The organism is Eggerthella sp., from assembly GCF_048329335.1.
GTDB lineage: Bacteria > Actinomycetota > Coriobacteriia > Coriobacteriales > Eggerthellaceae > Eggerthella > Eggerthella lenta.
This window is the reverse complement of sequence record NZ_DBFEGU010000074.1, coordinates 1-25,256: the sequence shown is the minus strand read 5'-3', so window position 1 is coordinate 25,256 and position 25,256 is coordinate 1. Positions and strand designations below refer to the sequence as shown.

The window sequence follows — 25,256 nt, the reverse complement described above, 5'->3', positions numbered from 1 at the left end:
GTTCGGCGGCGCGCTCACGTTCAAGAACGCCGACGACACGCGCGAGGCCGCAGCCCGCGTGCCGGCGGATCGTCTGCTCACCGAGACGGATGCGCCGTACATGACGCCCGAACCTATGCGCGGCATGACCTGCCTGCCCGATCACGTGCTGTTCACGGCGGAGCGGCTGGCCGAGGCCTGCGGGCGGGCGCCCGGGACCCAGCGCGAGGAGTTCCTCGCTCGGCTCATGGACAATGCGCGCGAACTGCTGGATCGCCCGGCCACCGCTTGGCAGAAGAACAAAGGAGCGTGACGCTTATGAAGCGACTCATCATCAGCGGTTCCCCTCGGGCGCGAGGGCGCAGCGCGGGCGTCGCGGAGGCCGTGCGCTTCGCTTTCGAGGAATCCTGCGCCGACGACGATGTGCAGCTTGTTTCGTTGGCGGACGTTCGCATCTCCCCGTGCACGGGATGCGAGACGTGTGCGGACACCTTGGGGCGCAACGAGCTGTACTGCATCATCTCGGACGACATGCTGCGCGTGCGCGAGATGCTGAACGCTTGCGATCAGCTGACGGTGGTGTCGCCGGTGTACTTCGCGGGCGCGCCGTCCCAGCTCAAGGCGTTCCTCGACCGCCTGCAGCCGTACTTCTACGCCAACTGGCGCGCCAAGCCGAAGCGACCGGCAAGCCTGTACGTGGTGGGCGAGGGGGGCGACCCGCACGGGTTCGGCCCGCTTGTGGGCGAGGCGCGCTCGGCGTTGGCCGTGGCGGGCTTCGCGCTGGAATCCGTGCACGACTGGGTGGGTCTCGTCAGCGCGGACGGCGCGCTCCCTTCGGGCTCCGACGTGCTGGAGGGCGGCCGCGTGCATCCGGCTTCGGCCTACACGTGCACTGGTCCCGAAGGCACGTTTCCACGCGCGGTGGGGCAGGTCTGATGACGAAGCTGTCGCCGCTGGCCAGCGTGTCCGAGACGCGTGCCGTCCTGGAAGCGCACGGGCTTTCGACCAAGTACTCGCTCGGCCAGAACTTCCTTATCAACGACGCCATCTTGCAGAAGATCGTCGCCTTGGCCGATCTTGCGCCCGACGACTACGTGCTGGAGGTGGGGCCCGGCATAGGCACGCTCACCATCGCGCTGCTCAAGAGTGCAGGGCGCGTGCTGTCGGTGGAGCGCGACCCCGACCTACCCGCCGTGCTGGTCGAGACGCTGGCTCCCTGGTCCGACCGATTCGCCCTGCTCAACAAAGACGCGCTTGATTTATGTTCCGCTGATTTCCAATCAGCGGAACCACTCGACGCTGCGGCTTCCCGTGGTGCCCGATCTCGCGGCGAGGCTGAAGGCTCGCGTACCGAAGTACGCAGCGCCTTCGCCCTCCCCACGATCTCGGGCACCACGGAAACCCTCGCTGACGTAGCTGGACCCATGAGGCTTTTACCCAACAAGCTGGTGGCGAACCTGCCCTACGCCGTGGCCGCCACCGTGGTGCTCGACTACTTCGAGCAGTTCGCGTCGCTGGAAAGCGCCACCGTCATGGTGCAGAAGGAAGTGGCCGACCGCATGGCCGCCAGCCCGGGCACGAAGAACTACGGCGCCTACACGGTGAAGCTGCGCCTGTACGCCGAGCCGGCCGGGCGCTTCGCCGTAGGGCCGGGCAACTTCTTCCCGCCGCCGCGGGTGGAGAGCGCCGTGCTGCGCCTGAACCGCCGCCCGGTCTTCGACGACCAAGGCGTGCCGCTCGATGCCGATGCGATCGCCGCCGCCTGCACCATGGCCGAGGCCGCGTTCGCCACGCGCCGCAAAACGCTGTCGAACTCCTGCAAAACCTACTTCGCCGGACGAGGCCCGCAAGGGGCCGCCGTCATCGCCCGGCTCCCGCAGTTGTTCGAGCGCGCCGGCATCGATCCCCGCCTCCGCGGCGAGACCCTCGACCTCCCCGAGTTCGTCCGCCTCGGCTGCGCCTTCCAGCAGATCGCTTGAACGGTTCGGTCGCTGAAGAGGGCTCGTCTGCCGAGGGGCTTGCCGCCGAGCCGCTTGCCGCCGAGCAGCTTGCGCCCCCCCCTCGCGTCGTAAATCCGTGGGCGATGTGCAGCAAAAACGAGGTTTTGGCAGCGCGAGCCACCTCGCCGGCGCATCGAGCGAAACGCGACCTGGGGTTTCTTCGTCGCGCTGCCCGCAAAAGAGCTTCCCGCGACGGCCGAATGAGGTTCCGACTGCCAAAACCTCGATTTTGCTGCACATCGCCGTGCGTCCGCTGTTAAACCAATATTGACATGCGCCGCCGTGCGCCGCCTCCTCCGTCGGGGAGCCGGCGATCGAGCGGGACGGGCGCCCGGCCGACGGCCGAAGAGGGCTTCCGGGCCGCCGGCGAGTCCTCGCGGACGGCCCGGCTCGGCTATGTCAATATTGGTTTAACAGCGGAACCGTGCGAATCGGTGCACCCGTGGACCGAACGGGGCGGTGCGCCTTCGCGAGTCTCGGTCGCGGGCTAGGCGTCCTTCAGCGCTTTGGCGCGCACGGCCTTGCCTTTGCTGCACTTGGGCTTCGCAAGCGGGCAGTGCTTCTTGCAGCAGGGGCACACGCGTCCGTCGAGCACCGATGCCGTCTTTTTCGCTTCCGCCTTCTTCTTGTCCGGTTTCTTCTTCTTGTCTTTCTTGTCTTTCTTCGAGCTCACGTGGATCCTTTCGCACTATGTTCGCGGCCATTCTAGCATGTGCGTCCGTGAGGAGCTCGAAGCCTCCGCGGACGGCAGCGCTCGCACGGCACCCGCTTCCACGGGGGTTTCACGTGACGAGGCGCGAGGTTTGAATTGTTATGGACTTGGGGACAATCCGTGCAGATTCTGTAGAGTATTGACTCAGGTGGTATAATTTGAGGCTGTCATTTCTGCACACTGGCATACGCGAGAAAGAGTGAGCATGGATTTAGCGAAACAAGCCAAAATCGTCGACTCCATTCATGATACGTTACACGACTTCGTAGGTCAACGCCTGAAAGTTCGGGCCAATATGGGTCGGTCGAAAATCGTCGAGAGCGAAGGCGTTCTCATGCAGGTGCACCCGCAGCTGTTCATCCTCGAGGTGGATCGCAAGCGCGGCCGCACCTCCCGCCAGTCCTACCAGTACGTCGACGTGCTGACGGGCATGGTGGAGCTGTCCCAGAACGGCGAGCCGCTGTTCGAGCCCTTCGTGCCCGAGTCGGCCGACGGTGCGCCCGCCGCGGATCTTATGGACGAGCAGGAAGAGGAGAAGGTCCTGTCCTAACGGCTCAGGGCTGGTTTCGGCAAACCGACGGGTGTCGCAAGCGCGGCACCCGTTTTGCGTTTCCGGCCTTGTTTCTTCTGTCGTGCAGCGAGGTCAGCGTATAGAATAGCGGGGTGGAAAGCGAGTCGGGGATCGACGCAAGAGGAGGGGCCGTGGCGCAAGATCGGGCAAAGGAAGGCGTGCGCTTGCCGTACGTGCTGCGGCATTTCGACGTGTCGTACCTGGGCATCTGCGCACCGCATGTTTGGATATACTGCGTGGCGCACCGCGCGGGGCTCGACTTCGGCGGCGTGGTTATCGGCATCCCGCTGTACATCGCGCTGTCGGCGTTCATGCTGGCGGTGATGCTGCTGGCCTGGAAGGGCAAGGCGCAGCGCGTGGCGCCCAAGCTGGATTGGCCGCTGGCCGCGTTGCAGGCGGCTGCGACCCTGCTGCTGGTGGTGCCGTTGCCCCTGACGGGGGCCGCCAGCGCCACGGCGGCCGCGGTGGCGGCGGGCATCGGCGTGGCATGGTTGTACTTGCAATGGGCGCCGTTCTACGCGAAGCTCGACGTTCGCGAGGCCATCGCGTGCATCTTCTGCGCCATGGCCGTGGGCTCCGCGCTCAAGGTGCCCATCGATCTGCTGCCGCCCGTTCCGGCGGCCGTCGTGCTCATGGCGCTGCCGTTCGTCTCGGCCGCGCTGGCGCGCCGCGCGCAACGCAGGCAGCCGTCGACACAGCGCGAGCCGCGGATGTTCTACGACCAGAACCCCACGTCCATCCCGTGGAAGATCCTGTTCGGCGTAGCGGCGTACAGCCTGATCATCGGCGTGATCCAGGGCATGCCCATCCAGGCCGACTACACGCCGTTCTGGATGATGACGTCCGCGCACCACGGGGCCGAGATCGCGGTGGCGCTGTGCGTGCTGTGGTGGGTGTTCGCGAAGGGCGGCCTGCTGCGCTTTTCCAGCCTGTGGCGCGCGATCCTGCTGTTCACGGCCACGGGGCTGTTCTTCCTGCCCGTCATCGGCTCGGCATGGGCGGGCTGGGCGCTCGTGCTCATCTCCATCGCGCAGACGCTCGTGGTCATGCTGTTCTGGACGATGCTGGCCGACGTGGCGCATCATTCGCGCACGTCGCCTTACGTCATCTTCGGCTCGGGCTGGATCGCCTACTCGCTGCCGTTCGCGTTGGGCGAGCTGGCGGGCAAAGCGGAAGGGCTGCACGGCGCGGGATCTGCGGTGCTGCTGGCGTTGGCCTACCTGCTGACCATCGCCGCGGTGTTCGCGCTCAACGAGGCGAACTTCTCGCAGCGCCGCATCTTCGCCGATTTGGAGGGCCCCGCGCCCGAACGTTCGATGTTCGCGAGCATCGACGAGGGCTGCGAGCGCTTGGGGTCCCAGCGGGGCCTCACCGCGCGCGAAGTGGAGGTGCTGCAGCTGTTGTGCAAGGGTCGCTCGAAAAGCTACATTGCAGAAAGCCTGTTCATCAGCGAGAACACCGTGCGCTCCCACTCGAAGCACATCTACGCCAAGCTCGACGTCCATTCGAAGCAGGATATCCTGGACCTGATCGCGCGGGGCTAGGCGATCCCTGCCACCTTGCCGTCCCTGTCCACGAAATACGCGCCTAGGATCGCATCGCGCTCGCGGGCGAACGCGATGCCGCGTTCGATCCCCAACGCCAGCAGGGTGGTCGAGTAGCCCTCCGCATCGATCGAATGGCGCGCCACCACGGTGGCTCCCGCGGCGTCCGTCTCGACGGGGAAGCCCGTCTTCGGGTCGAGGATGTGGTGGTAGAACACGCCATCTCGCTCGAAGCAGCGCTCGTACACGCCGCTGGTCACGGCCGAGGCGTCGCGCACGGTCACAGCGCCCACGATGGAGCTCTTGTCGCGTGGATCCTGCAATCCTACGCGCCATGGGCTGCCGTCCGGCTTCTGCCCGTGCGCCATCACGTTGCCGCCCAGGTTCACCACGAACGAGTCCAACCCGTGCTCGGCCAGCAGCGCGGAAAGCCGGTCGGCGATCCATCCCTTCGCGATGCCGCCCACATCCACGGCCGCCTGCGGGTCGGCCAGCTGCGCCCAGGACCCGCCGGCCTCTCCGGCCTCGCTTACGCGCAGCGCGCGCCAATCCACGTGCGCCAGCGCGCGCTCCACGTCGGCGCGCTCGGGCACCGTGCCCTCGTGGAAGTTCCACAGCCGCACCGCCGAGCCCACGGTGACGTCGAACAGGCCCTCGCTGTCGGCGCAGTACCCGATGGCCGCGCGCAGCAGCTCGGCCGTGTCGTCGTGGACGGCCACGCGCTTGCCTGCAGCCGCGTTCAGCCGCGAGATGTCGGAGTGCGGCAGCGTGCGCGAAAGCCGCCGCTCGAACGCGCGACTCGCGCCGCGGGCCGCGTCGAACGCGGGGGCGCACTGCGCGGCATCGGCGTAGGCTTGCAGGATGATGATCGTGTTGAACGCGTAGAACTGGTGCGTCATCATGCCCGCGTCGTTGGGCCCGTGCGTTTCGTGCACGTCTTCCAGCGGGATGGGGTCGTATGCGTCGCGATATTCCATGCCGCACAGTATATCACCCGGTTCGTGTCATGGCACAACCTGCGAAAACACCCCGTCCGTGTACTGTTGCGCCACCCGTTTGCGCCGCATCATGAACCCATCGCGATCGACCGGCGGGCATTCCCTCCCTGATCTTCCCGCTCGTCAGCCGATCGCGATCCGGCAGCGGCTCAGCGAAGGGTCGCGCCGCGACGGTGAGGGAAGCAGACACAACCAAGGAGGAGCCATGATCCAGAACCCGAACGAAATCGCCGCCCGCCAGCGTATGGAAGAAGCCATGAGTCGCATCGAGGCGAACGTGCGCGCGCGCCTGCAGATGAACCGTCGCCAGTTCATCTGCGGCAGCGCCGCTACCATGGCGCTGGCCATGCTCGGCCTGGCCGGATGCTCGCCGAAGGCCGACGCGAACGGCAACGCGGGCGCTCAGGCTTACAAGGCGGGCACGTACGAGGCCAGCGCCGAGGGCCGCAACGGCGCCGTCAACGTGAAGGTCACGTTCACCGACGACGCCATCGACGCCATCGATGTCGAGCACGAGGAAAGCCGCAACATCGGCGACGCTGCCATCGATATCCTCAAGGACAAGTATCTCCAGTCGCAAAGCCTCAACTTCGACACCGTCACGGGCGCTTCGCTGTCGTCCATGGCCTTCGCCACGGCCGTAGCCGAGTGCGTCGACCAGGCGGGCGGCGACGTGAAGGCCCTCAAGAAGGCCGACACGGGCATCGAGCCCGCGGCCGCCATCGACGAGGACTGCGACGTGTGCGTCGTGGGTTCCGGCGGCGCGGCGTTCGCGGCGGCCGTCACCGCGGCGGAGGCCGGCAAGACGGTGGTCATGCTGGAGAAGATGGACATCTACGGCGGCAACACGAACGCCGGCGAGGGCACGCTCAACGCGCCCGACCCCGAGCGTCAGCAGCCCCTCGGCATCGAGGACTCTCCCGACCTGTTCTACCAGCAGACGTTCGAAGGCGGCGACGAGCTGGGCGATCCTGCGCTCGTGCGCATCCTGGCCGACAACGCGCTGGACGCTGTGCACTGGATGGAGGACCACGGCCTGGTGTACGAGAAGGAACCGTTCACGGCCATCGGCGGCCTATGGCAGCGCGGTCACGCCGTCGAGGTGGAGAAGAAGGGCGAGCAGGGCGGCAGCTACTACGTGTCGTGCCTGAAGGACAGCGCCGACAAGACCGGCAAGGTCACGCTGTACACCGACGCGAAGGTCGAACAGCTTGTCGAGGAGGACGGCAAGGTGACGGGCGTCGCCGGAACCCGTCCTTCGAGCGGTGCTTCCGTTGCCGTGCGCGCGAAGTCCGTGGTGCTGGCCACGGGCGGCTACTCCCGCAACGCCGAGCTGGCCATGGAGTACGACAAGCGCGTGACGAAGGACATGCCCTCGTCGAATGTGTGCTCGTCTACCGGCGACGGCTTGGGATTGGGCGAAGGCGTGGGCGCGGGCCTGCGCAACATGGAGCTGGTGCAGATCCACCCGCTGGGCGATCCCCAGAACGGCGGCGTGGCCACGTTCGTGGGCAACTGGCTGGGCGTCGAGGACTACGTGATGGTCAACGACGAGGGCAAGCGCTTCATTCGCGAGGACGAGCGCCGCGACACCATCGCCGACGCCATTCTGGAACAGCCCAACGACGAGATGTGGCTGCTCGTGGACTCCACCGACATCGCGGCCGACCGCGCCGACCAGATCGCCGAGCTGGTGGAGAAGGGCCACAGCTTCAAGGCCGACGACATCGAAGATCTGGCGAACCAGATCGGCGTCCCGGCTGATGCGCTGGCCGAGACGGTGGAGGGCTACAACGCCTGCGTGAAGGCCGGCGTCGACACGCAGATCGCCCCAGGCAAGGAGCTGCTGGGCACCGAGCTGTCCGATCCCGCGTATTACGCCTCCAAGCGCATCCCCACCATCCACTACACCATGGGCGGCTTGTGCATCACCACCGACGCGCAGGTGTGCACCGAGGCGGGCGAACCCATCCCCAACCTGTTCGCGTGCGGCGAAGTCACCGGCGGCGTCCAGGGCGGCAACCGTCTGGGCGGCAACTCGTTCACCGACCTCATCGTGTTCGGCCGCATCGCCGGAGCCTCGGCGGTGGCGAACGCCTAAGCGGCGGCGTTTCGACTACGCCCTGCGTTTCGCGTCTGCGGTCAAGAAGGTCGGCGTCCGTGCAAGGGCGTCGGCCTTCTCCCGTTCGGCGCTACTTTCCCGAGGCGGCGCGCGAGAGCTTCAGCCGAGCCAGCTCCGATTGCTCCGCAACGGCGCGAAGCGCCTCGTCGCGGATGTAGGCGGAATCGTCTACGGTAGAGGTTCCGCAAAGAAGCGTAGTCAAAGCTTTGGAGATGTCGATGAGGCGCTTGTTCAGTTCACGATCTGCGGGAGTGTTCATCAGCGTCATCCCTTTCAAGTCCGGTGGTTCGCTCGTGGTATCATCTAGTGCGATCGTTGAAGATCGCGTTTATGCGCGCAATGGCATGAGAGGCTTCCATTGCGTCCGGCGGTCACGATATGCTCCGATCGGCTGATATTCATGACGGCGGCTCTTTTCCGATGATCGTGGCTCTGCAGTAATCTTAACGTCAGACAATTTATCATAAAACATTAAATCTGTGATGGTGGCTTCGCCGTTTTGTTCCGACTGAATGCCCAGATGGACTGCAAAATTCCTAATTGTAATCATCGGATTACGCAACTTGTCGCACCGGTATTTCAGAAGCCCCCTAGCAGCAAGGTTTCATTGAATGCTAGTATGCTTTTGTAAGCGTGGAGAGACGGTTTTGCGCCATGTTTGTCCGGGATGCATCGATCGTACGACGAGGGGCTGGGTGTATGAGGTTTACCGAAGAGGTAGTTCTGTTCGACTTCGCGGGAATCCCGATGGTGGGCTGCCTCGGTACCGGATATGCGATCGGTTTGACCGAGCAGGGCGCTGCGGTTTGCGCGCGCATGCTCGAGGAGGATGTTCCCGAGGACGATGTGACCGCGGTGGATCCGGCGTTGCTGGAACATCTTGCGCGCGGCGGCTTCTTCCAGCGGGTCGTTGCCGAGCCGCGCGTGCTTTCGGCGTACCTGCACGTCACGCAGCGCTGCAACCTCGCATGTGCGGGCTGCTACTCGCTGGACGAGCATCGCAACCGTCTGGCCGACGCGCCTTTGGCCGACATGAAGCGCGCGGTGGAAGGGCTTGCCGCCGCCGGATTGTCGCAGCTGATCATCTCGGGCGGCGAGCCGTTATTGCGCGAGGATCTTCCCGACATCGTGGAGCATGCGAAGCGCGCCTGCGGCATCGCGTCGGTCACCGTGCTGTCGAACGGCACGCGCATGACCGAGGAAGCGCTTGAGCGGCTGGCGCCGAACGTCGATTGCGTGTCGGTGTCGTTCGACGGCTGTTCGGCTGCTGCGCCGGCGTACATCAGGAGCGAGCAGCGCTTCGACGAGCTGGTGGAAGCCGTGCGCATGGTGCAGCGTGCGGGCATCCCGGCGCACATCATTCCCACGGTGCATGCGAAGAACGTGGACGACCTGGCCTCGTACGTGCAGCTGTCGCGCGATTTGGGCGCGTCGCTGAACTTCAGCCTGCTCACCTGCGAGCCTGACGACGAGGTGTTGGGAGGCCTGCTGCCCGGCGCGGACGAGCTGCGCATGCTGGGTCGCGCGCTGCTGACGCTTGACAACGGCAAGCCCCTTCCCGCGATGGATGCGCCTGTAGGAGTGAACCTCACGGTGAAGCGCAACTGCGGCGCCGGCTGCAAGTCGCTCAGCGTGGACGCCGACGGCACCATCTACCCGTGCCACATGCTGCATCGCCCGGAGCTTGCCATGGGCAACGCGTTCACGGGCGCCGTGCTCGACGCGCTGCAGACGGATGTGTCTCGCACGTTCCAAACCCTCGACGCCGAAAAGTTCGAGGACTGCGGAGCGTGCCGGTATCTGCGAATCTGCGGGGGAGGCTGCCGAGCCCGCTCGCTGTTCGAATCGGGCAACCTGGAGTCGAAGGACTCCTACTGCCTGATGACCCAGGAATTCTACGACGTCCTGGGAAAAGCCATGTCAGAATCGCTACAACAAAGGAGGTGAAAGAATGCTGTTCTATAGCGAAGTGGATACGTATGCAAACTGTCCTGTTCTTGGCTTTGGGGGCATCTGCATTGCTCCTGGTTTTTAGAATGCTTTCGATTATCGAAAAGGGTCTCTTTCTTGAAACGGGATCCTTTTGCTATTTCGATATCCGAATACCCTAATGCTATGATTCTCTATTCAAAGAGATTTTCGAGGAGGATATATGCAATGTGAGGACAAGGTCGAAACGGAACACTCGCTTGCAAAGGTGCATAAGGTATGTCGGTTGATAGGGATCATTGTCAAAATCATTTTTGTAGTCTTCTGTGTTTGTTGGCTTTCAACCGTTCTATTAATGATTTATTCGCTAATTAATCCTAGCGAATTGGGAGCTGCTGAGGGTGTGAGCGTTCCTCGAATCGCGTTGTACTTCGTACATGGTTTTGCGGTAGCGCTAATCTTTGTTGTGTTTATTGGCATATTCGTTGATGCGGTGAAAGGTCAATCTCCTTTTGTAATGAAGCAAGTGAAAAGACTTCGGCTGATCGCAGGTCTCTTAGCTATTTATGCCATTGTCGATGTTGTCATTTCTGGGCATATTGGATTAGTCCAATATGCAGGATTAAATTCTGGATACGTGTCTACCGGCGGCAATGAGATCATACCTATTAACTTAGCGCCAATTATCGGAGCATCCGTTGCGTTTGCATTCTCTTTTGTGTTCCAGTATGGCGTCCTTTTGCAAGAACTTTCGGACGATACGATATAGGTGCGTATTCGATGCCAATCGTTCTTCATCTCGACGAGGTCATGGCGGATCGGCATATCTCGCTGAACGAGCTTGCTGACAAGGTGGGAATCACCAACGTCAATCTCTCGCGCATCAAGACCGGCAAAGTCAGGGCGGTTCGCTTCAGCACGCTCGACATGTTGTGCGAGGTGCTCAAATGCCAGCCGGGAGATATCCTCAAACACGTTTCCGCTGACGAGGCGAACGCCATGTTCATCGACGAGAATGCCGAGCTGTAGGCCCCGTTCGTGTGCATTTTGCAGATCGTCTGCAATTGCCATTTGACAAATGCCTCCAAGACAGGCAGAATATTGCCCCGCGCGATAAGCGCACTACCCGTGGGGATGTAGCTCAGCTGGGAGAGCATCACGTTCGCAACGTGGGGGTCGTGGGTTCGAATCCCATCATCTCCACCACGGAAATCTGATCGGGGCGAGGCCAACGGCTTCGCCCCGATTTGCATATTCGGTGCTCCGTGAAGTTGCTCATTTCGATTCTGCATGCTATAAACTGTTTGGTCGCATCTTATGGGGCTTCCAAGTGCCGGGGGATGTCCCCCGGCAACTCTATTAGCCCATTGGGGCGTGGCGATTGCGGATAATCGAATTGTGAAGGTAGGCTGACGGAATCGGCATGCCTCCTTACACAGCTTGTTGGAGCGCTCTGGTTTTGATAAAATGTATACTAGTTGGACTGGCTGAAAGGCCCGGGTCCACCCAGCGGCGGGGGAAGTCCCCCGCCATTTCTATTCCTAAGGGGTTTCGTGTCCGAGCTGAGCATTTTCATTGACGAATCGGGCGACTTCGGAAGTAATTCCGAGAACTATTTGCTGACCCTTGTATTTCACGACCAGTCGAATTGCATTGATGCCGAGATCCAAGCGTTAGCTCATCGTGTACAGGAACTAGGATTGCCTTCGGATCGCGCACTTCATGCCGGGCCTATCGTCCGCAAGGAAGACGAGTATCGCAGTGTTCCCTTGTCCACAAGAAGAGCTGCTTTGAGCCGACTGTATGCTTTTACGCGTCGAACCGGAGTATCTTACATAACGATTTCCGTTCGGAAGAAAGAATGCCCCGATAGGATTAGGTTGAAAGCACGACTCGCAAGAGAGCTTGCAGGTTTCTTCCGCGACAACATGGCTTACTTCCTTAGCTTCGACAAGGTGACCGTCTACTACGACAACGGTCAATCGCCTATAACCGAGCTCGTAGGGACGGTATGCGGATCGGTGTTCTTCGAGGTCGACTACCGCAAGGTAGTTCCTTCCGACTATCGTCTTTTCCAGTCGGCAGACCTCCTCTGCACGCTCGAACTCGTTAGGATCAAAGCTGATCGACGCGGTCTTTCCCATTCAGAAGAAATATTTTTTGAAAGCACAAGAAAGCTTAAGAAGAATTATTTAGACAAGCTCGAAAAAATAAGATTTCGATAGCCGTCAAAGGATGCATCGCTATTTTAAATGCATAACGATTGCGATCACGTGCGTGCCTCTTGGCGAGATGGTGCATTCGCGATGCTGCAGTCGAAGACTCGGATCCTTTTCCACTGTGGAGACCTAGGTGGGGTTGAGACCACCGACTTCGACTCCGGTTTCTTTGGTAGCTTGCAGAGCGAAACGTGGCTTTACTTTGTTGGCTAAGGTGTTGTCGCTTCGATTCGATATAGGTAAAGTGGTTAGGTGATTTATGGAGCTTATATCGCAAGGGGCGCTATGCAATTACCGGCAAATTTATACATCCTTACCAGGCCGAACAATAAATGTATGCCCTCAACTTTCTCTCGTTTTGAGCGACTGCTCTCAAAACGAGAGGAGATAGTGGAGTTTTCGGATCACGAAATAGCTTCGCTCGATGCATTCGTTTCGCTTATCTCCGAGCATCCGCGTTTTTCGATTGGGCTGCTGGATGGTTTTGTGTTCTCCTATTCGATACCGCACATAGGAAAAGAGTTCGATCTCTTAATGATCTCGAGTGACAGTATTGTTAACATCGAGCTTAAGTCCAAAAGAGTGAGCGATGATAAAAAGTGTGCTCAGCTAGCAAGAAACAATTATTACCTTAGTTTTATAGAGGGCAAGAAGATAGAGTTATTTACTTTTACGGCCGAGAGTGGAGATTTAGAGAAATATTCGAATGGGTCAATAGTTTCCTGTGAAATGGATGTATTGATAGAAACCTTGCTTCTTGCTAGAGATAGGTTTTCTGGAGACTACGATGAGATATTCCGCGAAAAGAAATATCTTGTTTCGCCAGTTAACGACGTTTCCCGCTTTATGTCGGGAGGATATTTTCTGACCCAGCAGCAGCAAGAGATTAAAAATGAAATTCTCCGGAAAAATTCTGAAGGGGCTTTACGAGGGGCGGCATACAAAATCACTGGAACGGCAGGAACCGGTAAAACCTTGCTTCTATACGATTTAGCAAAATCGCTTGTAGGAGAGTTGCCGTCGTGCGTCATTCATTGCGGCCAACTTAGCGAAGGGCATCGCTTGCTTAATTCTTCGCAGAGTTCATTTTCGGTAGTTCCTGCAAAAGGTTGCGAGAAAATCGCGCTAGAAGACTACGGAGCGATATTCATTGATGAATGTCATCGCCTACGGCTTCACCAATTCAATGAGGTTGTAAGAAGGATAAAAGAGACCGAATTGCCTTGCTTCTTCTTTCTTGACTCAAATCAGACAATGCAAGCTTCGGAAATCCGTAATGAGATTTCTAGCAAGATTATCGAGACTATGCCAAACGCAATTTGCAAGGAACTGTCAAAAAAGATTAGAACAAACAAGGAGATAGCAGCTTTTGTGAGACGTTTGTTCTCGCTAAAATCTGAAAGCAACCAAATACGTTTCGAGAACATCGAAGTATTGTATGCGGGCGAGATCCTCGAAGCGGGAAAAATTATTGAAAGCTACAAAGCCAACGGATATCAATATATCTATTACACGCCTTCACAGTACAAAAAATGGAATTCTGATATTTGGGTTCACATTTCAGAAGGATACAGTACTCATGATGTCATCGGGCAAGAATTCGATAGGGTAATAATACCTATGGATAAGAACTTCTTCTTTGAAAATGGAAAGCTAAAGTCATACGCTCATCCGTATAGAGAATATATCCTTCCCAAAATGCTTTTTCAGGGCCTTACTAGAACAAGGGAGCGGTTGGCGATTCTGGTATATGACAACCCGCCCCTTTTCGAAGAATTGCTTAGCATTGCGATGAACCCTGCGGCGGTTGACGAATAGTTATTCATGATTTGCTTAACGCTCAGCATATCTCGTGTTTTCTTGGACGCAAGACATACGACGGACACATCACCATTTTATCTTCTAAATCAATTGTGATCGTTTACGGATGAGCTGGGAGCCCAAGTGGTACGTATACGATCACAACTGATATGAACCGCTTGGCACGGTTGGGTAGGGCGTTGCACTTGCAATGGGAGGGTCGTGGGTTCTAATCTTCTCATCTCTACCTCCGAACCTTGATCGAGAAGGCTGATAGTCCCCGATTTTCATGTTGCGCTATACTTCTCTCTGACCTGCGATTCGATACCGGAAGTTGTCACGCTGTCCGCGAAAAAGAAGCCAGAAGTTGGTTGAGTGCGGGCTGAGGCGCCCGCATCATGGGGGCATCGACCGCACGAATGAAGGATGGACCTATGAGCTTTCGCGACAACATGCAGCACTTGCGCGCTACGCGCAACATGACGCAGGAGCAGCTTGCCATGCTGTTGGGCGTCAGCCGGTAATCGGTGTCGAAATGGGAGGCCGAGCGCGCGTATCCCGAGATGGACAAGCTGCTGAAAATGTGCGCTTTGTTCGAATGCACGCTCGACGAGCTGGTGACGGGCGACTTGACCGGCCGTCCGGCCAACGGGGTCGCCAGCATTCCACCGGGAAAGTCCCAGCAGGACGTGACCGGGTACGATCAAGCCATGCGCGTTTTCGCGTGGAAGCTTCCGCTGGGCATCGCCGTCATCTTCGCGAGCGCGGCATTGGCCCTCATCCTGTCGGATCCTAGGCTCATGCCGATAGCCGAAGTGAGGAGCTTCGCATCCGCGCTCGTGTTCGTCGGCGTGGCCGTCGGTCTCGCGCTCATCCTCCCTGCATCGTTCGCGCGCGGCGCATTCCGCAAGGCGCACCCCTTCGTCGACGACTTCTACACGGCCGACCAGAAAAGCAAAGCGCGCACCGCTCTGTCGACAGGGCTCGTCGCGGGCATCGGCCTGCTCATGGCGGGGCTGGCCGCGACTATCGTGCTGCAAGCGGACGTGTGGCTCGCAAGCGCGACGTTCTTGGCGTTCGCTGCAGTCGGCGTGTTCGTTATCGTGCGGAGCGCGTTGTTGGGGGCGCGCTGCAATCTGGCGCGCTACAACCGCGTATCGCTCGGCGGCATGAGCGAGGAGCAGATCGAGGCTATGGGCGACGACGGCCTTGCCGAGCGCGCCCGCCGTGCCAAGCGCGAACGCGGCACCTACGCAGCCGTTATGCTTGCGGCGACGGCGGTCGGCCTGGTGTTGATGTTCACGCCGGCGAGCAGGCTGTTCCTGCTGGCATGGCCGGTCGGCGGCCTCGCGTGCCTTGCGATCAAGGCGTTCCGTTCCGCGCGAAGCGACGGTTAGGCGTTACGCGAGGTTCTTCGAAGGAAAGGCTGCGCATCGAAGCGTGTCAAATCGCACGTCCCTTTGACACATCTGACACACCTTTAGCAACTAACAGGTTCGACCAGGGCGAAGCTCGCCCCTGGCACGCCATTCCCAAAATCGGTTCAAAGGAGAGCATATGAGCACGACGATCGTCGCACGTGAGGTGAAGAAATCGTTCAGCATCGGGCGCGGAAGCAAGCGTCGGGTCGCCGACGTGCTGCGCGGCGTCAGTTTACGCGTCGAGTCCGGCGAGATGGTGGGCATCGTGGGGCCCAGCGGATCGGGGAAGTCGACGCTGCTGTACTGCCTGTCCGGATTGGAGGCGGCCGACTCGGGCTCCATCCAGATGATGGGCACGCAGATGGTGCATGCGGGCCGCAACGCGCTGTCCAGAACGCGCCGCGACCACGTGGGCTTCATCTTCCAATCGTACAACCTCATCCCGTCGCTGAGCGCGGGGGAGAACGTTTCGCTGCCCGCGCGCCTGGCGGGTCGCCCGATCACGAAGGCGCAGACGAGCGCGGTGCTGAAAAGCGTAGGCCTCGACGGCAGGGGAAAGAGCCGCCCAGGCGACCTGTCCGGCGGCGAGCAGCAGCGCGTGGCCATCGCCCGAGCGCTTGCGGGCGGCGCGGACGTGATCTTCGCGGACGAACCCACGGGCGCGTTGGATTCCCAGAACGGCCGCGCGGTGCTGGGCATGCTGCGGCGCATCGCCGACGATCCGAAACGTTCGGTGGTGATGGTGACGCACGATTTGGAAGCCGCGTCCATGGCGGATCGCATCCTGGTGCTGCGGGACGGACGGGTTGCTCAAGAGCTAGGGCGCTCGACGCCCGCTCGGATCCTTGCAGCGTTGGAAGACGCGGAGGTGCCGGCATGATGCGCTTAGTGTTCTCGGATCTGCGCGATCACGCCGCCACGTGGATCGGCGCGTTCCTCGTGGCCGTGGGCTGCGGCTACATCGGCGGTTGGGCGGTGTCGATCGAAGCTTCTGCTGAAACGTTCGACGTCTTGCGCAGCGTCGGTTCCGTCGTGATCGCGTTCTCGTCGGTTGCGGCGGTGGCCGTGCTGGCGTTGACGGCCAACCTTACCGTGGACACGCAACGGCGCTCCTATGCTCTATGGCAGTTGGCGAACATGAAGCCAAGGCTCGTGAGCGCGGTGGTGCTCGTACAGTTGGTAGTTGTTGCGGTGCTGGGCGCCATGTGCGGCACATTGCTGACGACCATAACGTTCTCTCCTCTGTTCCCGTGGGTATTCGGCGCGCGAGTGGAGTACGCGCAGGCAGTTCCTCGGGTGGGTGCAGCGTCGATGCCTTTTGTGTGGCTCGCGGTGGCGGGCACGTTCTTGTGCGGAGGGCTGAAGGGCGCCCGCAGCGCGGGGAGGACGTCGCCCCTGGCTGTCTTGCGCGAGTCGAAACCGAGGCGCGCGGGAATGACGTGGATGCGCGTCCTGCTGTTTGCAGGGTTGGCAATCGGCGCTTGGCAGGTTGCCGCCATCATGATCGGCTCCGTACCCGGGGTGGTCATGAACTGGTCGCTATACCTGCCCATTTTGACGACGGCGGGAATCGCCGCCATCGGCCCGCTTGCGTTCGCGGCGATTTTGAAGGCGTGGACGTCCGTCGTTCCGCAGTCGCGCTGGAATGCGTGGTACGTGGCGCGGCACACCGCTCGTTTCGGCCTGAGCGCCAGCACCTCGGTCGAGACGCCCATCATGGTCGGCTTCGGCTTGGTGGCGGGCATCTACTCCGTCATGAGCATATGGGCGGATTATTCAGGGCAGCACGGCATGACCTTCACCGGCCTCGATTGGACTGCTGCCATCCTCATGATGGGCGGCCCCGTCCTCCTGTGCGCCATCGGGGCGGCGGTCAGCGTGGTCATGACGTCGAAATCGCGCACCCGCGACGTGGCCCTGCTCATCGCCGGCGGCGCGCGGCCGCGCACGCTGCTGGCCGCGGCCGCGTGCGAGGCCTTCATCCATGCCGTCACGGCAACGCTGGCGGGCATGGCGGCCGTGGCCGTCTCCAACGCCGTCACCGCGTGCGCCGTGGGCATGCCGCTGTTCGACGGGCTGGCTTTCGGCGAGGGCTTGGCCGTCTCGCTCGCGGGCTTCGTCCTCGTCCTCGCCGCGACGCTCGTGCCCACGCTCGCCGCTCTTCGCAAAGAGCCTGCAACCGTCCTCGCGATGGGGGAGTGAGTCGCGGGACGTTTCAGGATTGGCCTTCGGCGGCCGCTTCGGCAGGCTCGCGACGGAATCGGCGCAACAGCGGAAGGGGCAGGGTGGCAGAGAATGCACGCTATGCATGATTTGCGGGCGCTTTCCGCTGTGATCGATGAAAGAAACCCCAGGTCGTCAAAAAAGGCGATAAAGAAAATCGTGCATAGCGTTAAATCTCTTCCATGCGGGAGGCGACCCGCTGCTGATCCGGCTTCGGCAGCGGGCCGTTCGAGCCCCTCCTGGCTTGCGGCCTGCTTGGGTCGGCGGCTGCTGCGGGAAGTTGGCAAGCCGCGCCAATGTGGCCGCAGGTGCTTCTTTACCATTCTGACCTGCGAATAGTTAACTAGGGTTTTTCCCTAATGGGGTGGTGGGAATCCCCGAATACCCTCGTTTCTCGTGCATTCCGTCAATAAAAGTTGTATATTTTGTGAAGGAGAGATCGTCAGTCGAAGGGAGGAGATTGTATGGTTAAGACCAAGAGGAACAAACTCGCTGTCTGGACCGCCTCCGTCTGCGCATTCGGTATGGTCATGGGGCTGGTTGCATGTGCGCCCCAGGCTACCGAAGACGCTACGGAGCAGAAGGCAGATGAGAACAAAACGGTGCAGCAGGTGGAAACGCCTGAGCCCGATAAGTACGGCGTCGTCACCGCCGAGTCGTGGAAGGACGCGTATCCGGACCAGTACGCTTCGTACATGGAGAACAAGTCCAACGCGCCTCTTCAGGATGGCGGCGACAAGCACAATTATCTGGAGCTGTACCCGGCTCTGAACACCATGTACAAGGGTTACGCGTTCGCGCTCGGCTATGACGAGGCGGCCAGCCATCTGTACACGCTGCAGAGCGTGAAGGAAACTCCGCGCACCACGCAGAAAGAGCAGCTCGCCGGCTGCATCACCTGCAAGACCCCGCAGTTCACCGCCATGGTGAACGATGAGGGAGAAGGCGTGTACAAGGAGAAGTTCAACGACTTGATCGGCGAGTTCACCGAGCCGGTCAGCTGCTACAACTGCCACGAGAACGATCCTCAGTCGCTCAAGGTGACCGGTTCGTACTTCGTGAAGGCGCTGGGCAACGACGCGGGCGAGGGCAGCAAGGCCCCGATGAACTCCCAGGTGTGCGGCCAGTGCCACAACGAGTACTACTTCGATGGCGAGACCAAGGCCACGACGAACCCCTACACGGGCCTCGATCAGATGACCCCGGACGCCATCCTGGCTTACTACGACGAGCGCAACTTCAAAGATTGGAACCACGCTGACACGTTCGCTCCGATGATCAAGGTTCAGCATCCCGAGTTCGAGACCATGCACGGCGGCGAGCAGTCCCCGATGGCCAAGGCCGGCTACGGCTGCTCCGACTGCCACATGGCTCCCGCTGAGGGCGCGAACGGCGAGTACACGTCGCATAACTGGGTGAGCCCGCTCGAGAACAAGCAGCTCATCGAGAACGACTGCAGCAAGTGCCACGACGACCTGGAGAAGAAGGTCAAGGACATCCAGGCCAGCGAGGAAGAGCGCGTGACCGCGATCAGCGAGAAGATCGAGGACATGACCAACAAGATCGCTGCGAAGTACGCTGACGAGATCGCCGCCATGAAGGCTGCGAACGAGGCAAAGACCGATATCCCGGCTGCGTCCGAGGAGCTTGCCAAGCTGCAGAAGCTTCAGCGCAACGCGCAGTTCTACTGGGATTTCGTGATGGTTGAAAACAGCGAGGGAGCGCACAATTCCAAGCTGACCAACGAGACGCTCGACAAGGCCGAGGCTGCTGCCGACGAAGCCCTGGCGATGCTCGCTTAGCCGACAACGACGTTCTCTCCAACGTCTTTAGAGGGGTGGGGAAAGGAAGCCTGGCTTCCTTTCCCCGTCTTAGGACCCCTCGACCGGCTTGATGCATTGTTTTTGCCGAAAAAGGGCCGAATCACACGAAAAACGGGGTGAATCCGGGCTAATTCCCCCCAAATGGGTGATAGGTTTTTTGTCGGTTGACCGCTAGTATGCATGTGGTAAAGTGCTTGTGTTTCCGTTTGGCAGCGAAATCGATGCCACTTTGTAACGGAGACGACGGAAATGCAAGACGAGATCATGAGAAAGGGGGTTAGAGAGCATGAGCGAAGAGGAAACCAAAGTGGAAGCCGCCACTGAGGCACCTGCGACCGAGGGCTCTACGACCGAGGAAGCCGCTCCCAAGAAAAAGGGAAAGAAGTGGTCGATCGTCGTGGGCGTCGTCGTGGTTGTCTTGATTGCAGCCGGTGCCGGCTTCTGGGTTTGGCACGAGCAGCCGAGCTTCTGCGCCGCCATCTGCCACACGCCGATGGACGAGTACCTTGAGACGTACGAGCAGGAGCCTGGCACCACGGGCGTCGACAAGTGGGGCAACGAAGTGAGCAACACGAACGCGATGCTGGCCGTCTCGCACAAGGCCCAGGGCAAGGACTGCATGTCTTGCCACGTGCCCACGCTGAGCGAGCAGATGTCCGAGGGCATCAACTGGGTCACCGGCAACTACGTGTACCCGCTTGAGGAGCGCGACACGGACATGCTGACCGAGGCGCGCGGCCTTGACGGCGACGAGTTCTGCCTGAACGAGAGCTGCCACAACCTGACGCGCGACGACCTCGTGAAGGCTACGAGCGGTATGGAGTTCAACCCGCACAAGGCGCAGCACGGCGAGATCGAGTGCAGCGAGTGCCACAAGGCGCACCGCGCTTCTGTGATGTACTGCACGCAGTGCCACAGCGAGGCCGAAGTGCCCGAGGGCTGGCTGACGGTTGCCGAGGCCAACAAGCTTTCGACTGCGGCGTAAGCCACTGACAGCACCACCGCTCGTTCGCGAGCAAAGAACCGAATAAGCAAGAGGGAGCCCGCCGAAGCGCCATCGTACGCTTGGACGGGCTCCTTTTGTCAAAGGTCCGAGGAACGAAATGGTGGCCCTGCGAATGCGAGATATGCAGGAGGCTTCCACGCCGAGGCGCCGCGCATGGTGAATCTTTGAATTCGGCGCCATTGCGCTCCTCGGAACTTTGAGGTACGTGAAAATGACGGTTGGAGAGAGGCAATTGAGGAGGCGAGCGTGAACGCGAAAACGAAGCGTCGCATGGTTGTGGTGACCGGCATCATCGTCATTGTGCTGGTGGTTATCCTAGCTGTAGTCGGCGGTACGAGCTCGGCGAAGACCGTGTCGGTGGCAGAGGCTGCGACAGGGAGCTATGCGGATCAGAAGATCCAGGTGAGCGGCAACGTCGTCGAGAATTCATTCGCAACCGAAGGCAACGTGCTGACGTTCGACATCTACGATCCGAACGGGGACATCACCCAGCAGCTCCGCGTGCGCTTCGAGGGCGGCGTTTCCGCCACGTTCGGCAACGACGTGACGGCCATCTGCACGGGCAAGGTCGGCGAAGACGGCGTGCTCAACGCCAGCGAGCTGGTCACGAAGTGCCCGTCCAAGTACGAGAACGCCACGAACGCGTTGACGGTTTCCCAGTTGACGGGATACGGCGACGAGGTCGTCGACAAGCCGGTGAAGGTGGCCGGCGCGGTGAAGGACGGCACGCTGAAGGCGGCGGGCGAGGGCGACCGGTTCGTGCTCGTCGATCCCGAGAACGGCGAAGAGCTTGCCGTCGAGTTCAACGACGCGATCTCGGAGGAAGTGAAGGACGGCTCTTCGCTCGTCCTGACCGGATCCATGAACGCGCAGGGCAAGTTCTCCGCAACCGAAGTGGCCCTCGAAGGCTAGACCGGTTTCTACAAACGAAGGGCGGTCGCATAGCCGCCCCGAAAGGATAGTACATGCCAACTATAGGTTTGATAGGAGTGCTCGTCGCATTCGCCGGCGTAGCGGTGTCCATCGTGTGCCTGGTCGCGGGAGCCCTGTTGTCCCGCAAGAAGTCGGGCGGTGCAGGCGAGACGCTGACGTGGGGCGGGCATGTGGCCGTGCTGGTGACGCTGGCGGCTCTGACCGTGTGCTGCGGCGTGCTGGTGTACTGCTTCATGACCGGCGATACCAGCATCGAGTACGTGCTGCGCTATCGCAGCGACTCGTCCAGCGACATCGCCTGGCTTTACAAGCTGTCGGGTCTGTGGGCAGGCCGCGAAGGCTCGCTGTTGTTCTGGGGTTGGCTCATCGCCATCTTCAACTCGGTGGTGGCCGTTCGCAATATGAGGCAGGGCAGGAAGCTGGATTCTATGGCGCTGCTCGTGTCGCAGCTGGTGCTGGCGGCGTTCGTGGGCGTGATCCTGTTCTCCGAAAGCAACATGCCGTTTGCAGCTACGCCTGCCAAGTACTTCGACGGCTCGGGCAATCTGACGGCTGCAGCTTCGGTGCTGGGTATGAACACGCTGCTGGAGCACTGGGCCATGGCCATCCATCCGCCCACTTTGTTCGTGGGCTACGCGGGTCTCACCATCCCGTTCGCGTACGCCATCGCGGCTATCATCGTGAACGATTCTTCTAAGGAATGGGTCGTGCGCTCGCAGCGCTACACGCTGTTCTCCTGGTTCTTCCTGGGCGTGGGCATCGGCCTTGGCGCCATCTGGGCGTACGTCGTGCTCGGCTGGGGCGGCTACTGGGGTTGGGACCCCGTCGAGAACGCCAGCTTGCTGTCGTGGATCGTGGGCGTCGCGCTCATCCACAGCTTCACCGTGTACCGCCAGCGCGGCGCGTTCAAGCGCTGGTCGGTCATGTGCGCGTGCCTGACCTTCGCGTTCGTCATCGTGGGCACGTTCATCTCCCGTTCGGGTCTCGTGCAGTCGGTGCACGCCTTCGAGGGCGATCCCGTGTCGCTCGCGCTGTTCGGCGCGCTCATCGGTGCGTCCATCCTGGCCGGCATCGTGGGCCTTATCGTGCGGTGGAAGAGCTTCGGCCCGGCCTCCTCGGGCGCCGACGACGTGGAGAACATGCTGTCGAAGGATGCCGCCTACTATTTCAACAACGTCATCATGGTCGTGTTCGCGGTGCTGCTGACGTACCTGACCGTCTCGTCGGCGCTTCCTGCTTTCCTGCCGTTCGGCGGCCAGACGGTGTCGGCCGGCACGTACAACGCCATCGCCCGTCCGCTCGGCGTGATCTACCTGGCCATCCTGGCCGTGTGCCCGCTGCTTTCGTGGGGCCGCACCGAAGGCAAGCAATTCTGGAAGCGCGCCCGCATCCCGAGTATCTGCGCCGTCGTGCTGTTCGCCGTGCTCATGTTCTACTTCGTCACCTACCTGCTGCCCAGCTACGACGCCATCCTGGCGGCGGGCGGCACCGAGGCCGACGGCCTCTTGGAGCAGGGCCCGTCGTGGTACTACAACGGCGTGGCCGTGGTGGGCTTGCTGGTGGCCAGCCTGCTGTTCTTCAATTCGCTGTTCATGCTGGGTCGCGCCATCCGCGGCTACCAGAAGGGGCACCAAGGCAACGTGCTGGCGTCCGCTTGGGGCATGCTGGTGAACCGCGCGTCCACGTTCGGCGGCTTCGTCGCCCACCTGGGCATGGCCGTGATCCTCGTGGGCCTCATCGGCTCCTCGATGTACGTGACCGAGAAGACCGGCTATGTGAAGTACGATGAGGAAACCGACTCGGCTTCCGAGCCTTTCGTCATCCAAGACTTCGAGCTGCGTTACACCGGCAATAATATCGCTCCGCAGCCGAACGACGATGACATCCTCTACACCGTGTACTTCGACGTGTACAAGAACGGCGAGTTCGTCGGGGCCGTTGATCCGACGGTGCAGTTCGTCCAGTCCACGCAGCAGCAGAAGCTGGTGGCCAGCGTCATCACGTTCCCGACCGAGGATCTGTTCGTCGTGTACCGCGGCGTGAACTCCGACGGTGACTTCTCGATGGACGTGCGCGTGAATCCGCTGATCCTGGAAGTGTGGATCGGCTTCGGCCTGCTGATGGCTGGCGTGCTGATAGCCACCGTCGGCCGCCGTGGCGCGAAGCGCAAGCTGGCCGACGGCACCGCGGCGCCTGCCGACGCGGATGCGGAGGCCGAGGTCGAGACCGCCGAGAAGCCCGAACCTGAGAAAGTCGAGGCGTAAAGCGCCATGGAGGCCGTTGTGGAACCTGCGATCAAGACCAAGAAGCTCTCGAAGGTGTTCGGCAACCGCCGGGCCGTCGACAACGTGTCGATCGAGGTGCCGCAGGGCGCGTTCCTGTCCATTTTCGGTCCGAACGGCGCGGGCAAGACCACGCTGCTGCGCGTGTTGTCCACGCTGTCGAGGGCCACGTCGGGCTCGGCCACGCTCATGGGCGTGGACTTGAAGGAGGATCCGGACAAGGCGCGCGACCACATCGGCCTCATCTCGCACAACTCGATGCTCTACCCCGATTTGACGGCCGAGCAGAATCTGATGATCTACGCGCGCCTCTACGGGGTGGTCGACCCCGAGGCGCGCGTCCTCGAGCTGCTGGAGGCGGTGGAGCTGAAACACCGCCGCCTCGACGTGGTGCGCACGTTCTCGCGCGGCATGACGCAGCGCCTGTCCATCGCCCGCGCGCTCATCCATGATCCCGACGTGGTGTTTCTGGACGAGCCGTACTCGGGGCTCGACCCGCACGCGGTGGAGATATTCGACGGCCTGATCGACCAGCAGCGCGAAGGACGCACGTTCGTTATGGTGAGCCATGACTTGCAGAAGGGCTTCGCCATGTGCACGCATGCGCTGGTGTTGGCGAAGGGCAAGGTGGTGGCGTTCGACGAGAAGGATGCGTTCGATTTCGACGAGTTCTCGACGCTGTATCGCTCGACGGTTGGCATGGGGGTGGCGTAGATGGCGGTCGAGCTGAAGAAGCCCTCGACGTTCCGGCAGTACAAGACGCTGCTGCGCAAGGACTTGGAGCAGGAGTTCCGCACGAAGGAGATGCTCACGTCCATGGGCATCTACGCGCTTTTGGTGATCATCGTGTACGGGGCGGCGCTGGCGCAGACCTCGCAGACCACCGACGTGCTGCAGATGAGCGGCGGCCTTCTGTGGGCGCTCATCGTGTTCACGTCGCTTTTGGGCCTGAACCGCTCGTTCGCGCACGAGAAGGAGCAGGGCTGCATGGAGGGCATCCTGCTGGTGCCGATGGACCGTTCGGTGGTGTTCCTGGCGAAATCGACGTCGAACCTGCTGTTCTTGCTGGTGGTGGAAGTGATCGCCGTGCCGCTGTTCTACTTCTTCTTCCTGACCACCACCACGCCGTCCGAGAGCTTCTGGTTGCTCGTGGTGCCGCTGCTCGTGGGCACCGTCGGCGTGGCGGGCATCGGCACGCTGCTGTCCACTATCACCATCAACACGCGCGGCAAGGACGTGATGCTGGCCGTGCTGTTCATCCCGCTGATCTTCCCGCTTCTGTACGCATGCGTGTCCGCGACGACGGCGGTCATCGTGGGCGCGGAAGGATACGCGGACATCATGCTGACGTCGTTGGCGCTTGCGGGCGGCTACGACGTGATCATGATCCTCGCATCGTGGGTTCTGTACGATTTCGTGATTAGCGCTTGATGTTCCGTCGGCCTGCCGGCCGACGGAACTGCTCGATGCTGCGAGGCGCCCTGGCGCCGAAACTCGCCGCTTTTGCGCTTGCCCTTGCGTGCGAAAGCACGCGCGGCCGCGCAACACGGCGATTTTCAGCACCAGGACCCTTCTCGCTGACTTTGGTTGGATCCGTGACAGAAGGAGAGTAATGACTGAGAAAACGAAAAAGGCGCTCAAGCTGCCGGAAGCGGGGCAATGGCCCGACCGGATAACGCCGACGGTGCTCGTTG

24 protein-coding genes and 1 tRNA gene are annotated in these 25,256 nt (G+C 61.1%); 21 read left to right on the top strand and 4 right to left on the bottom strand.

Features of this window, described 5'->3' with window-relative positions; genetic code table 11:
• The 3 genes from ACMO6A_RS02380 to ACMO6A_RS02370 form a co-directional block, all read left to right on the top strand.
• On the top strand, nt 1-292 hold a 292-nt coding region (locus ACMO6A_RS02380), incomplete at its 5' end, for a TatD family hydrolase (RefSeq protein ID WP_418470723.1).
• Nucleotides 293-297: 5 nt separating this feature from the next.
• On the top strand, nt 298-915 hold the full coding sequence (locus tag ACMO6A_RS02375; RefSeq protein WP_009306721.1) for a flavodoxin family protein: 618 nt from the start codon (nt 298-300) through the stop codon (nt 913-915).
• Nucleotides 915-1,958: a ribosomal RNA small subunit methyltransferase A gene (locus tag ACMO6A_RS02370; protein WP_009306720.1), complete on the top strand. Its 1,044-nt coding sequence runs from the start codon at nt 915-917 to the stop codon at nt 1,956-1,958. Before ACMO6A_RS02375 ends, ACMO6A_RS02370 begins: the two co-directional genes overlap by 1 nt.
• A gap of 508 nt (nt 1,959-2,466) precedes the next feature.
• Here the strand turns inward: ACMO6A_RS02370 and ACMO6A_RS02365 are convergent.
• Complete coding sequence (locus tag ACMO6A_RS02365; RefSeq protein WP_009306719.1) at nt 2,467-2,652, bottom strand: hypothetical protein; 186 nt, start codon at nt 2,650-2,652, stop codon at nt 2,467-2,469.
• 244 nt (nt 2,653-2,896) lie between these two features.
• On the opposite strand from ACMO6A_RS02365, the gene ACMO6A_RS02360 reads away from it, so the two are divergent.
• Both ACMO6A_RS02360 and ACMO6A_RS02355 read left to right on the top strand, forming a co-directional pair.
• Nucleotides 2,897-3,241, top strand: a complete 345-nt coding sequence (locus tag ACMO6A_RS02360; RefSeq protein ID WP_009306718.1) for a Veg family protein — start codon at nt 2,897-2,899, stop codon at nt 3,239-3,241.
• A gap of 152 nt (nt 3,242-3,393) precedes the next feature.
• Complete coding sequence (locus tag ACMO6A_RS02355) at nt 3,394-4,806, top strand: helix-turn-helix transcriptional regulator (RefSeq protein WP_009306717.1); 1,413 nt, start codon at nt 3,394-3,396, stop codon at nt 4,804-4,806.
• On the opposite strand, the gene ACMO6A_RS02350 is transcribed toward ACMO6A_RS02355, so the two are convergent.
• Nucleotides 4,803-5,783: an FAD:protein FMN transferase gene (locus ACMO6A_RS02350; RefSeq protein ID WP_009306716.1), complete on the bottom strand. Its 981-nt coding sequence runs from the start codon at nt 5,781-5,783 to the stop codon at nt 4,803-4,805. The two genes, ACMO6A_RS02355 and ACMO6A_RS02350, sit on opposite strands and share 4 nt — an antisense overlap.
• A 226-nt stretch (nt 5,784-6,009) precedes the next feature.
• On the opposite strand from ACMO6A_RS02350, the gene ACMO6A_RS02345 reads away from it, so the two are divergent.
• A complete protein-coding gene (locus ACMO6A_RS02345) occupies nt 6,010-7,905 on the top strand; it encodes a flavocytochrome c (RefSeq protein ID WP_009306715.1) in 1,896 nt (631 codons plus the stop codon).
• Between the two features lie 91 nt (nt 7,906-7,996).
• Here ACMO6A_RS02345 and ACMO6A_RS02340 read toward each other — a convergent pair whose 3' ends face one another.
• Nucleotides 7,997-8,185 (bottom strand): hypothetical protein, encoded by a 189-nt coding sequence (locus ACMO6A_RS02340; RefSeq protein WP_009306714.1) that lies wholly within the window; start codon nt 8,183-8,185, stop codon nt 7,997-7,999.
• Nucleotides 8,186-8,625: 440 nt separating this feature from the next.
• Between ACMO6A_RS02340 and ACMO6A_RS02335 the strand changes: the two genes are divergently transcribed.
• The 15 genes from ACMO6A_RS02335 (at nt 8,626) to ACMO6A_RS02265 (ending at nt 24,993) form a co-directional block, all read left to right on the top strand.
• Nucleotides 8,626-9,873 carry a radical SAM/SPASM domain-containing protein gene (locus ACMO6A_RS02335; protein WP_009306713.1) on the top strand — a complete coding sequence of 416 codons (1,248 nt, stop codon included), beginning with the start codon at nt 8,626-8,628 and terminating at the stop codon, nt 9,871-9,873.
• Between the two features lie 205 nt (nt 9,874-10,078).
• Nucleotides 10,079-10,624 carry a hypothetical protein gene (locus ACMO6A_RS02330; RefSeq protein ID WP_035577753.1) on the top strand — a complete coding sequence of 182 codons (546 nt, stop codon included), beginning with the start codon at nt 10,079-10,081 and terminating at the stop codon, nt 10,622-10,624.
• A gap of 11 nt (nt 10,625-10,635) precedes the next feature.
• Complete coding sequence (locus ACMO6A_RS02325; protein ID WP_009306712.1) at nt 10,636-10,884, top strand: helix-turn-helix domain-containing protein; 249 nt, start codon at nt 10,636-10,638, stop codon at nt 10,882-10,884.
• A 101-nt stretch (nt 10,885-10,985) separates the two neighbouring features.
• Nucleotides 10,986-11,061 (top strand) — tRNA-Ala (locus tag ACMO6A_RS02320).
• A 347-nt stretch (nt 11,062-11,408) separates the two neighbouring features.
• On the top strand, nt 11,409-12,080 hold the full coding sequence (locus ACMO6A_RS02315) for a DUF3800 domain-containing protein (protein WP_009609458.1): 672 nt from the start codon (nt 11,409-11,411) through the stop codon (nt 12,078-12,080).
• 279 nt (nt 12,081-12,359) lie between these two features.
• Nucleotides 12,360-13,892, top strand: coding sequence for an ATP-binding protein (locus ACMO6A_RS02310; protein WP_009306710.1), 1,533 nt, complete (start codon nt 12,360-12,362; stop codon nt 13,890-13,892).
• A 509-nt stretch (nt 13,893-14,401) separates the two neighbouring features.
• Complete coding sequence (locus tag ACMO6A_RS02305) at nt 14,402-15,271, top strand: hypothetical protein (RefSeq protein WP_009306709.1); 870 nt, start codon at nt 14,402-14,404, stop codon at nt 15,269-15,271.
• 160 nt (nt 15,272-15,431) lie between these two features.
• The gene (locus tag ACMO6A_RS02300) at nt 15,432-16,175 is read left to right on the top strand and encodes an ABC transporter ATP-binding protein (protein ID WP_009306708.1); all 744 of its coding nucleotides are present in this window, start codon (nt 15,432-15,434) and stop codon (nt 16,173-16,175) included.
• Complete coding sequence (locus ACMO6A_RS02295) at nt 16,172-17,497, top strand: FtsX-like permease family protein (protein WP_009306707.1); 1,326 nt, start codon at nt 16,172-16,174, stop codon at nt 17,495-17,497. Before ACMO6A_RS02300 ends, ACMO6A_RS02295 begins: the two co-directional genes overlap by 4 nt.
• 485 nt (nt 17,498-17,982) lie before the next feature.
• Entirely contained in the window at nt 17,983-19,320 is a 1,338-nt protein-coding gene (locus tag ACMO6A_RS02290; protein ID WP_009306706.1) for an ammonia-forming cytochrome c nitrite reductase subunit c552, read from the top strand.
• A gap of 307 nt (nt 19,321-19,627) precedes the next feature.
• Nucleotides 19,628-20,326, top strand: coding sequence for a cytochrome c3 family protein (locus ACMO6A_RS02285; protein ID WP_009306705.1), 699 nt, complete (start codon nt 19,628-19,630; stop codon nt 20,324-20,326).
• A 267-nt stretch (nt 20,327-20,593) separates the two neighbouring features.
• Nucleotides 20,594-21,259, top strand: a complete 666-nt coding sequence (locus ACMO6A_RS02280; RefSeq protein ID WP_009609369.1) for a cytochrome c maturation protein CcmE — start codon at nt 20,594-20,596, stop codon at nt 21,257-21,259.
• Between the two features lie 53 nt (nt 21,260-21,312).
• Nucleotides 21,313-23,544, top strand: a complete 2,232-nt coding sequence (locus ACMO6A_RS02275; protein WP_009306703.1) for a heme lyase CcmF/NrfE family subunit — start codon at nt 21,313-21,315, stop codon at nt 23,542-23,544.
• Nucleotides 23,545-23,550: 6 nt separating this feature from the next.
• Nucleotides 23,551-24,276 (top strand): ABC transporter ATP-binding protein, encoded by a 726-nt coding sequence (locus tag ACMO6A_RS02270; RefSeq protein WP_009306702.1) that lies wholly within the window; start codon nt 23,551-23,553, stop codon nt 24,274-24,276.
• Nucleotides 24,277-24,993 carry a heme exporter protein CcmB gene (locus ACMO6A_RS02265; protein WP_009306701.1) on the top strand — a complete coding sequence of 239 codons (717 nt, stop codon included), beginning with the start codon at nt 24,277-24,279 and terminating at the stop codon, nt 24,991-24,993.
• On the opposite strand, the gene ACMO6A_RS02260 is transcribed toward ACMO6A_RS02265, so the two are convergent.
• Nucleotides 24,983-25,256: hypothetical protein (locus tag ACMO6A_RS02260; RefSeq protein WP_418470722.1), on the bottom strand; the 274-nt coding region annotated here is incomplete at its 5' end. The two genes, ACMO6A_RS02265 and ACMO6A_RS02260, sit on opposite strands and share 11 nt — an antisense overlap.

Excerpts from the sequence above, each read along its gene's own strand:
- ACMO6A_RS02275 (WP_009306703.1), top strand. The coding sequence starts at position 21,313 with ATGCCAACTATAGGTTTGATAGGAGTGCTCGTCGCATTCGCCGGCGTA.
- ACMO6A_RS02360 (WP_009306718.1), top strand. The coding sequence starts at position 2,897 with ATGGATTTAGCGAAACAAGCCAAAATCGTCGACTCCATTCATGATACG.
- ACMO6A_RS02295 (WP_009306707.1), top strand. The coding sequence starts at position 16,172 with ATGATGCGCTTAGTGTTCTCGGATCTGCGCGATCACGCCGCCACGTGG.
- ACMO6A_RS02370 (WP_009306720.1), top strand. The coding sequence starts at position 915 with ATGACGAAGCTGTCGCCGCTGGCCAGCGTGTCCGAGACGCGTGCCGTC.
- ACMO6A_RS02290 (WP_009306706.1), top strand. The coding sequence starts at position 17,983 with ATGGTTAAGACCAAGAGGAACAAACTCGCTGTCTGGACCGCCTCCGTC.
- ACMO6A_RS02350 (WP_009306716.1), bottom strand. The coding sequence starts at position 5,783 with ATGGAATATCGCGACGCATACGACCCCATCCCGCTGGAAGACGTGCAC.
- ACMO6A_RS02375 (WP_009306721.1), top strand. The coding sequence starts at position 298 with ATGAAGCGACTCATCATCAGCGGTTCCCCTCGGGCGCGAGGGCGCAGC.
- ACMO6A_RS02265 (WP_009306701.1), top strand. The coding sequence starts at position 24,277 with ATGGCGGTCGAGCTGAAGAAGCCCTCGACGTTCCGGCAGTACAAGACG.
- ACMO6A_RS02285 (WP_009306705.1), top strand. The coding sequence starts at position 19,628 with ATGAGCGAAGAGGAAACCAAAGTGGAAGCCGCCACTGAGGCACCTGCG.
- ACMO6A_RS02340 (WP_009306714.1), bottom strand. The coding sequence starts at position 8,185 with ATGAACACTCCCGCAGATCGTGAACTGAACAAGCGCCTCATCGACATC.
- ACMO6A_RS02345 (WP_009306715.1), top strand. The coding sequence starts at position 6,010 with ATGATCCAGAACCCGAACGAAATCGCCGCCCGCCAGCGTATGGAAGAA.
- ACMO6A_RS02330 (WP_035577753.1), top strand. The coding sequence starts at position 10,079 with ATGCAATGTGAGGACAAGGTCGAAACGGAACACTCGCTTGCAAAGGTG.
- ACMO6A_RS02335 (WP_009306713.1), top strand. The coding sequence starts at position 8,626 with ATGAGGTTTACCGAAGAGGTAGTTCTGTTCGACTTCGCGGGAATCCCG.
- ACMO6A_RS02270 (WP_009306702.1), top strand. The coding sequence starts at position 23,551 with ATGGAGGCCGTTGTGGAACCTGCGATCAAGACCAAGAAGCTCTCGAAG.
- ACMO6A_RS02300 (WP_009306708.1), top strand. The coding sequence starts at position 15,432 with ATGAGCACGACGATCGTCGCACGTGAGGTGAAGAAATCGTTCAGCATC.
- ACMO6A_RS02310 (WP_009306710.1), top strand. The coding sequence starts at position 12,360 with ATGCAATTACCGGCAAATTTATACATCCTTACCAGGCCGAACAATAAA.
- ACMO6A_RS02325 (WP_009306712.1), top strand. The coding sequence starts at position 10,636 with ATGCCAATCGTTCTTCATCTCGACGAGGTCATGGCGGATCGGCATATC.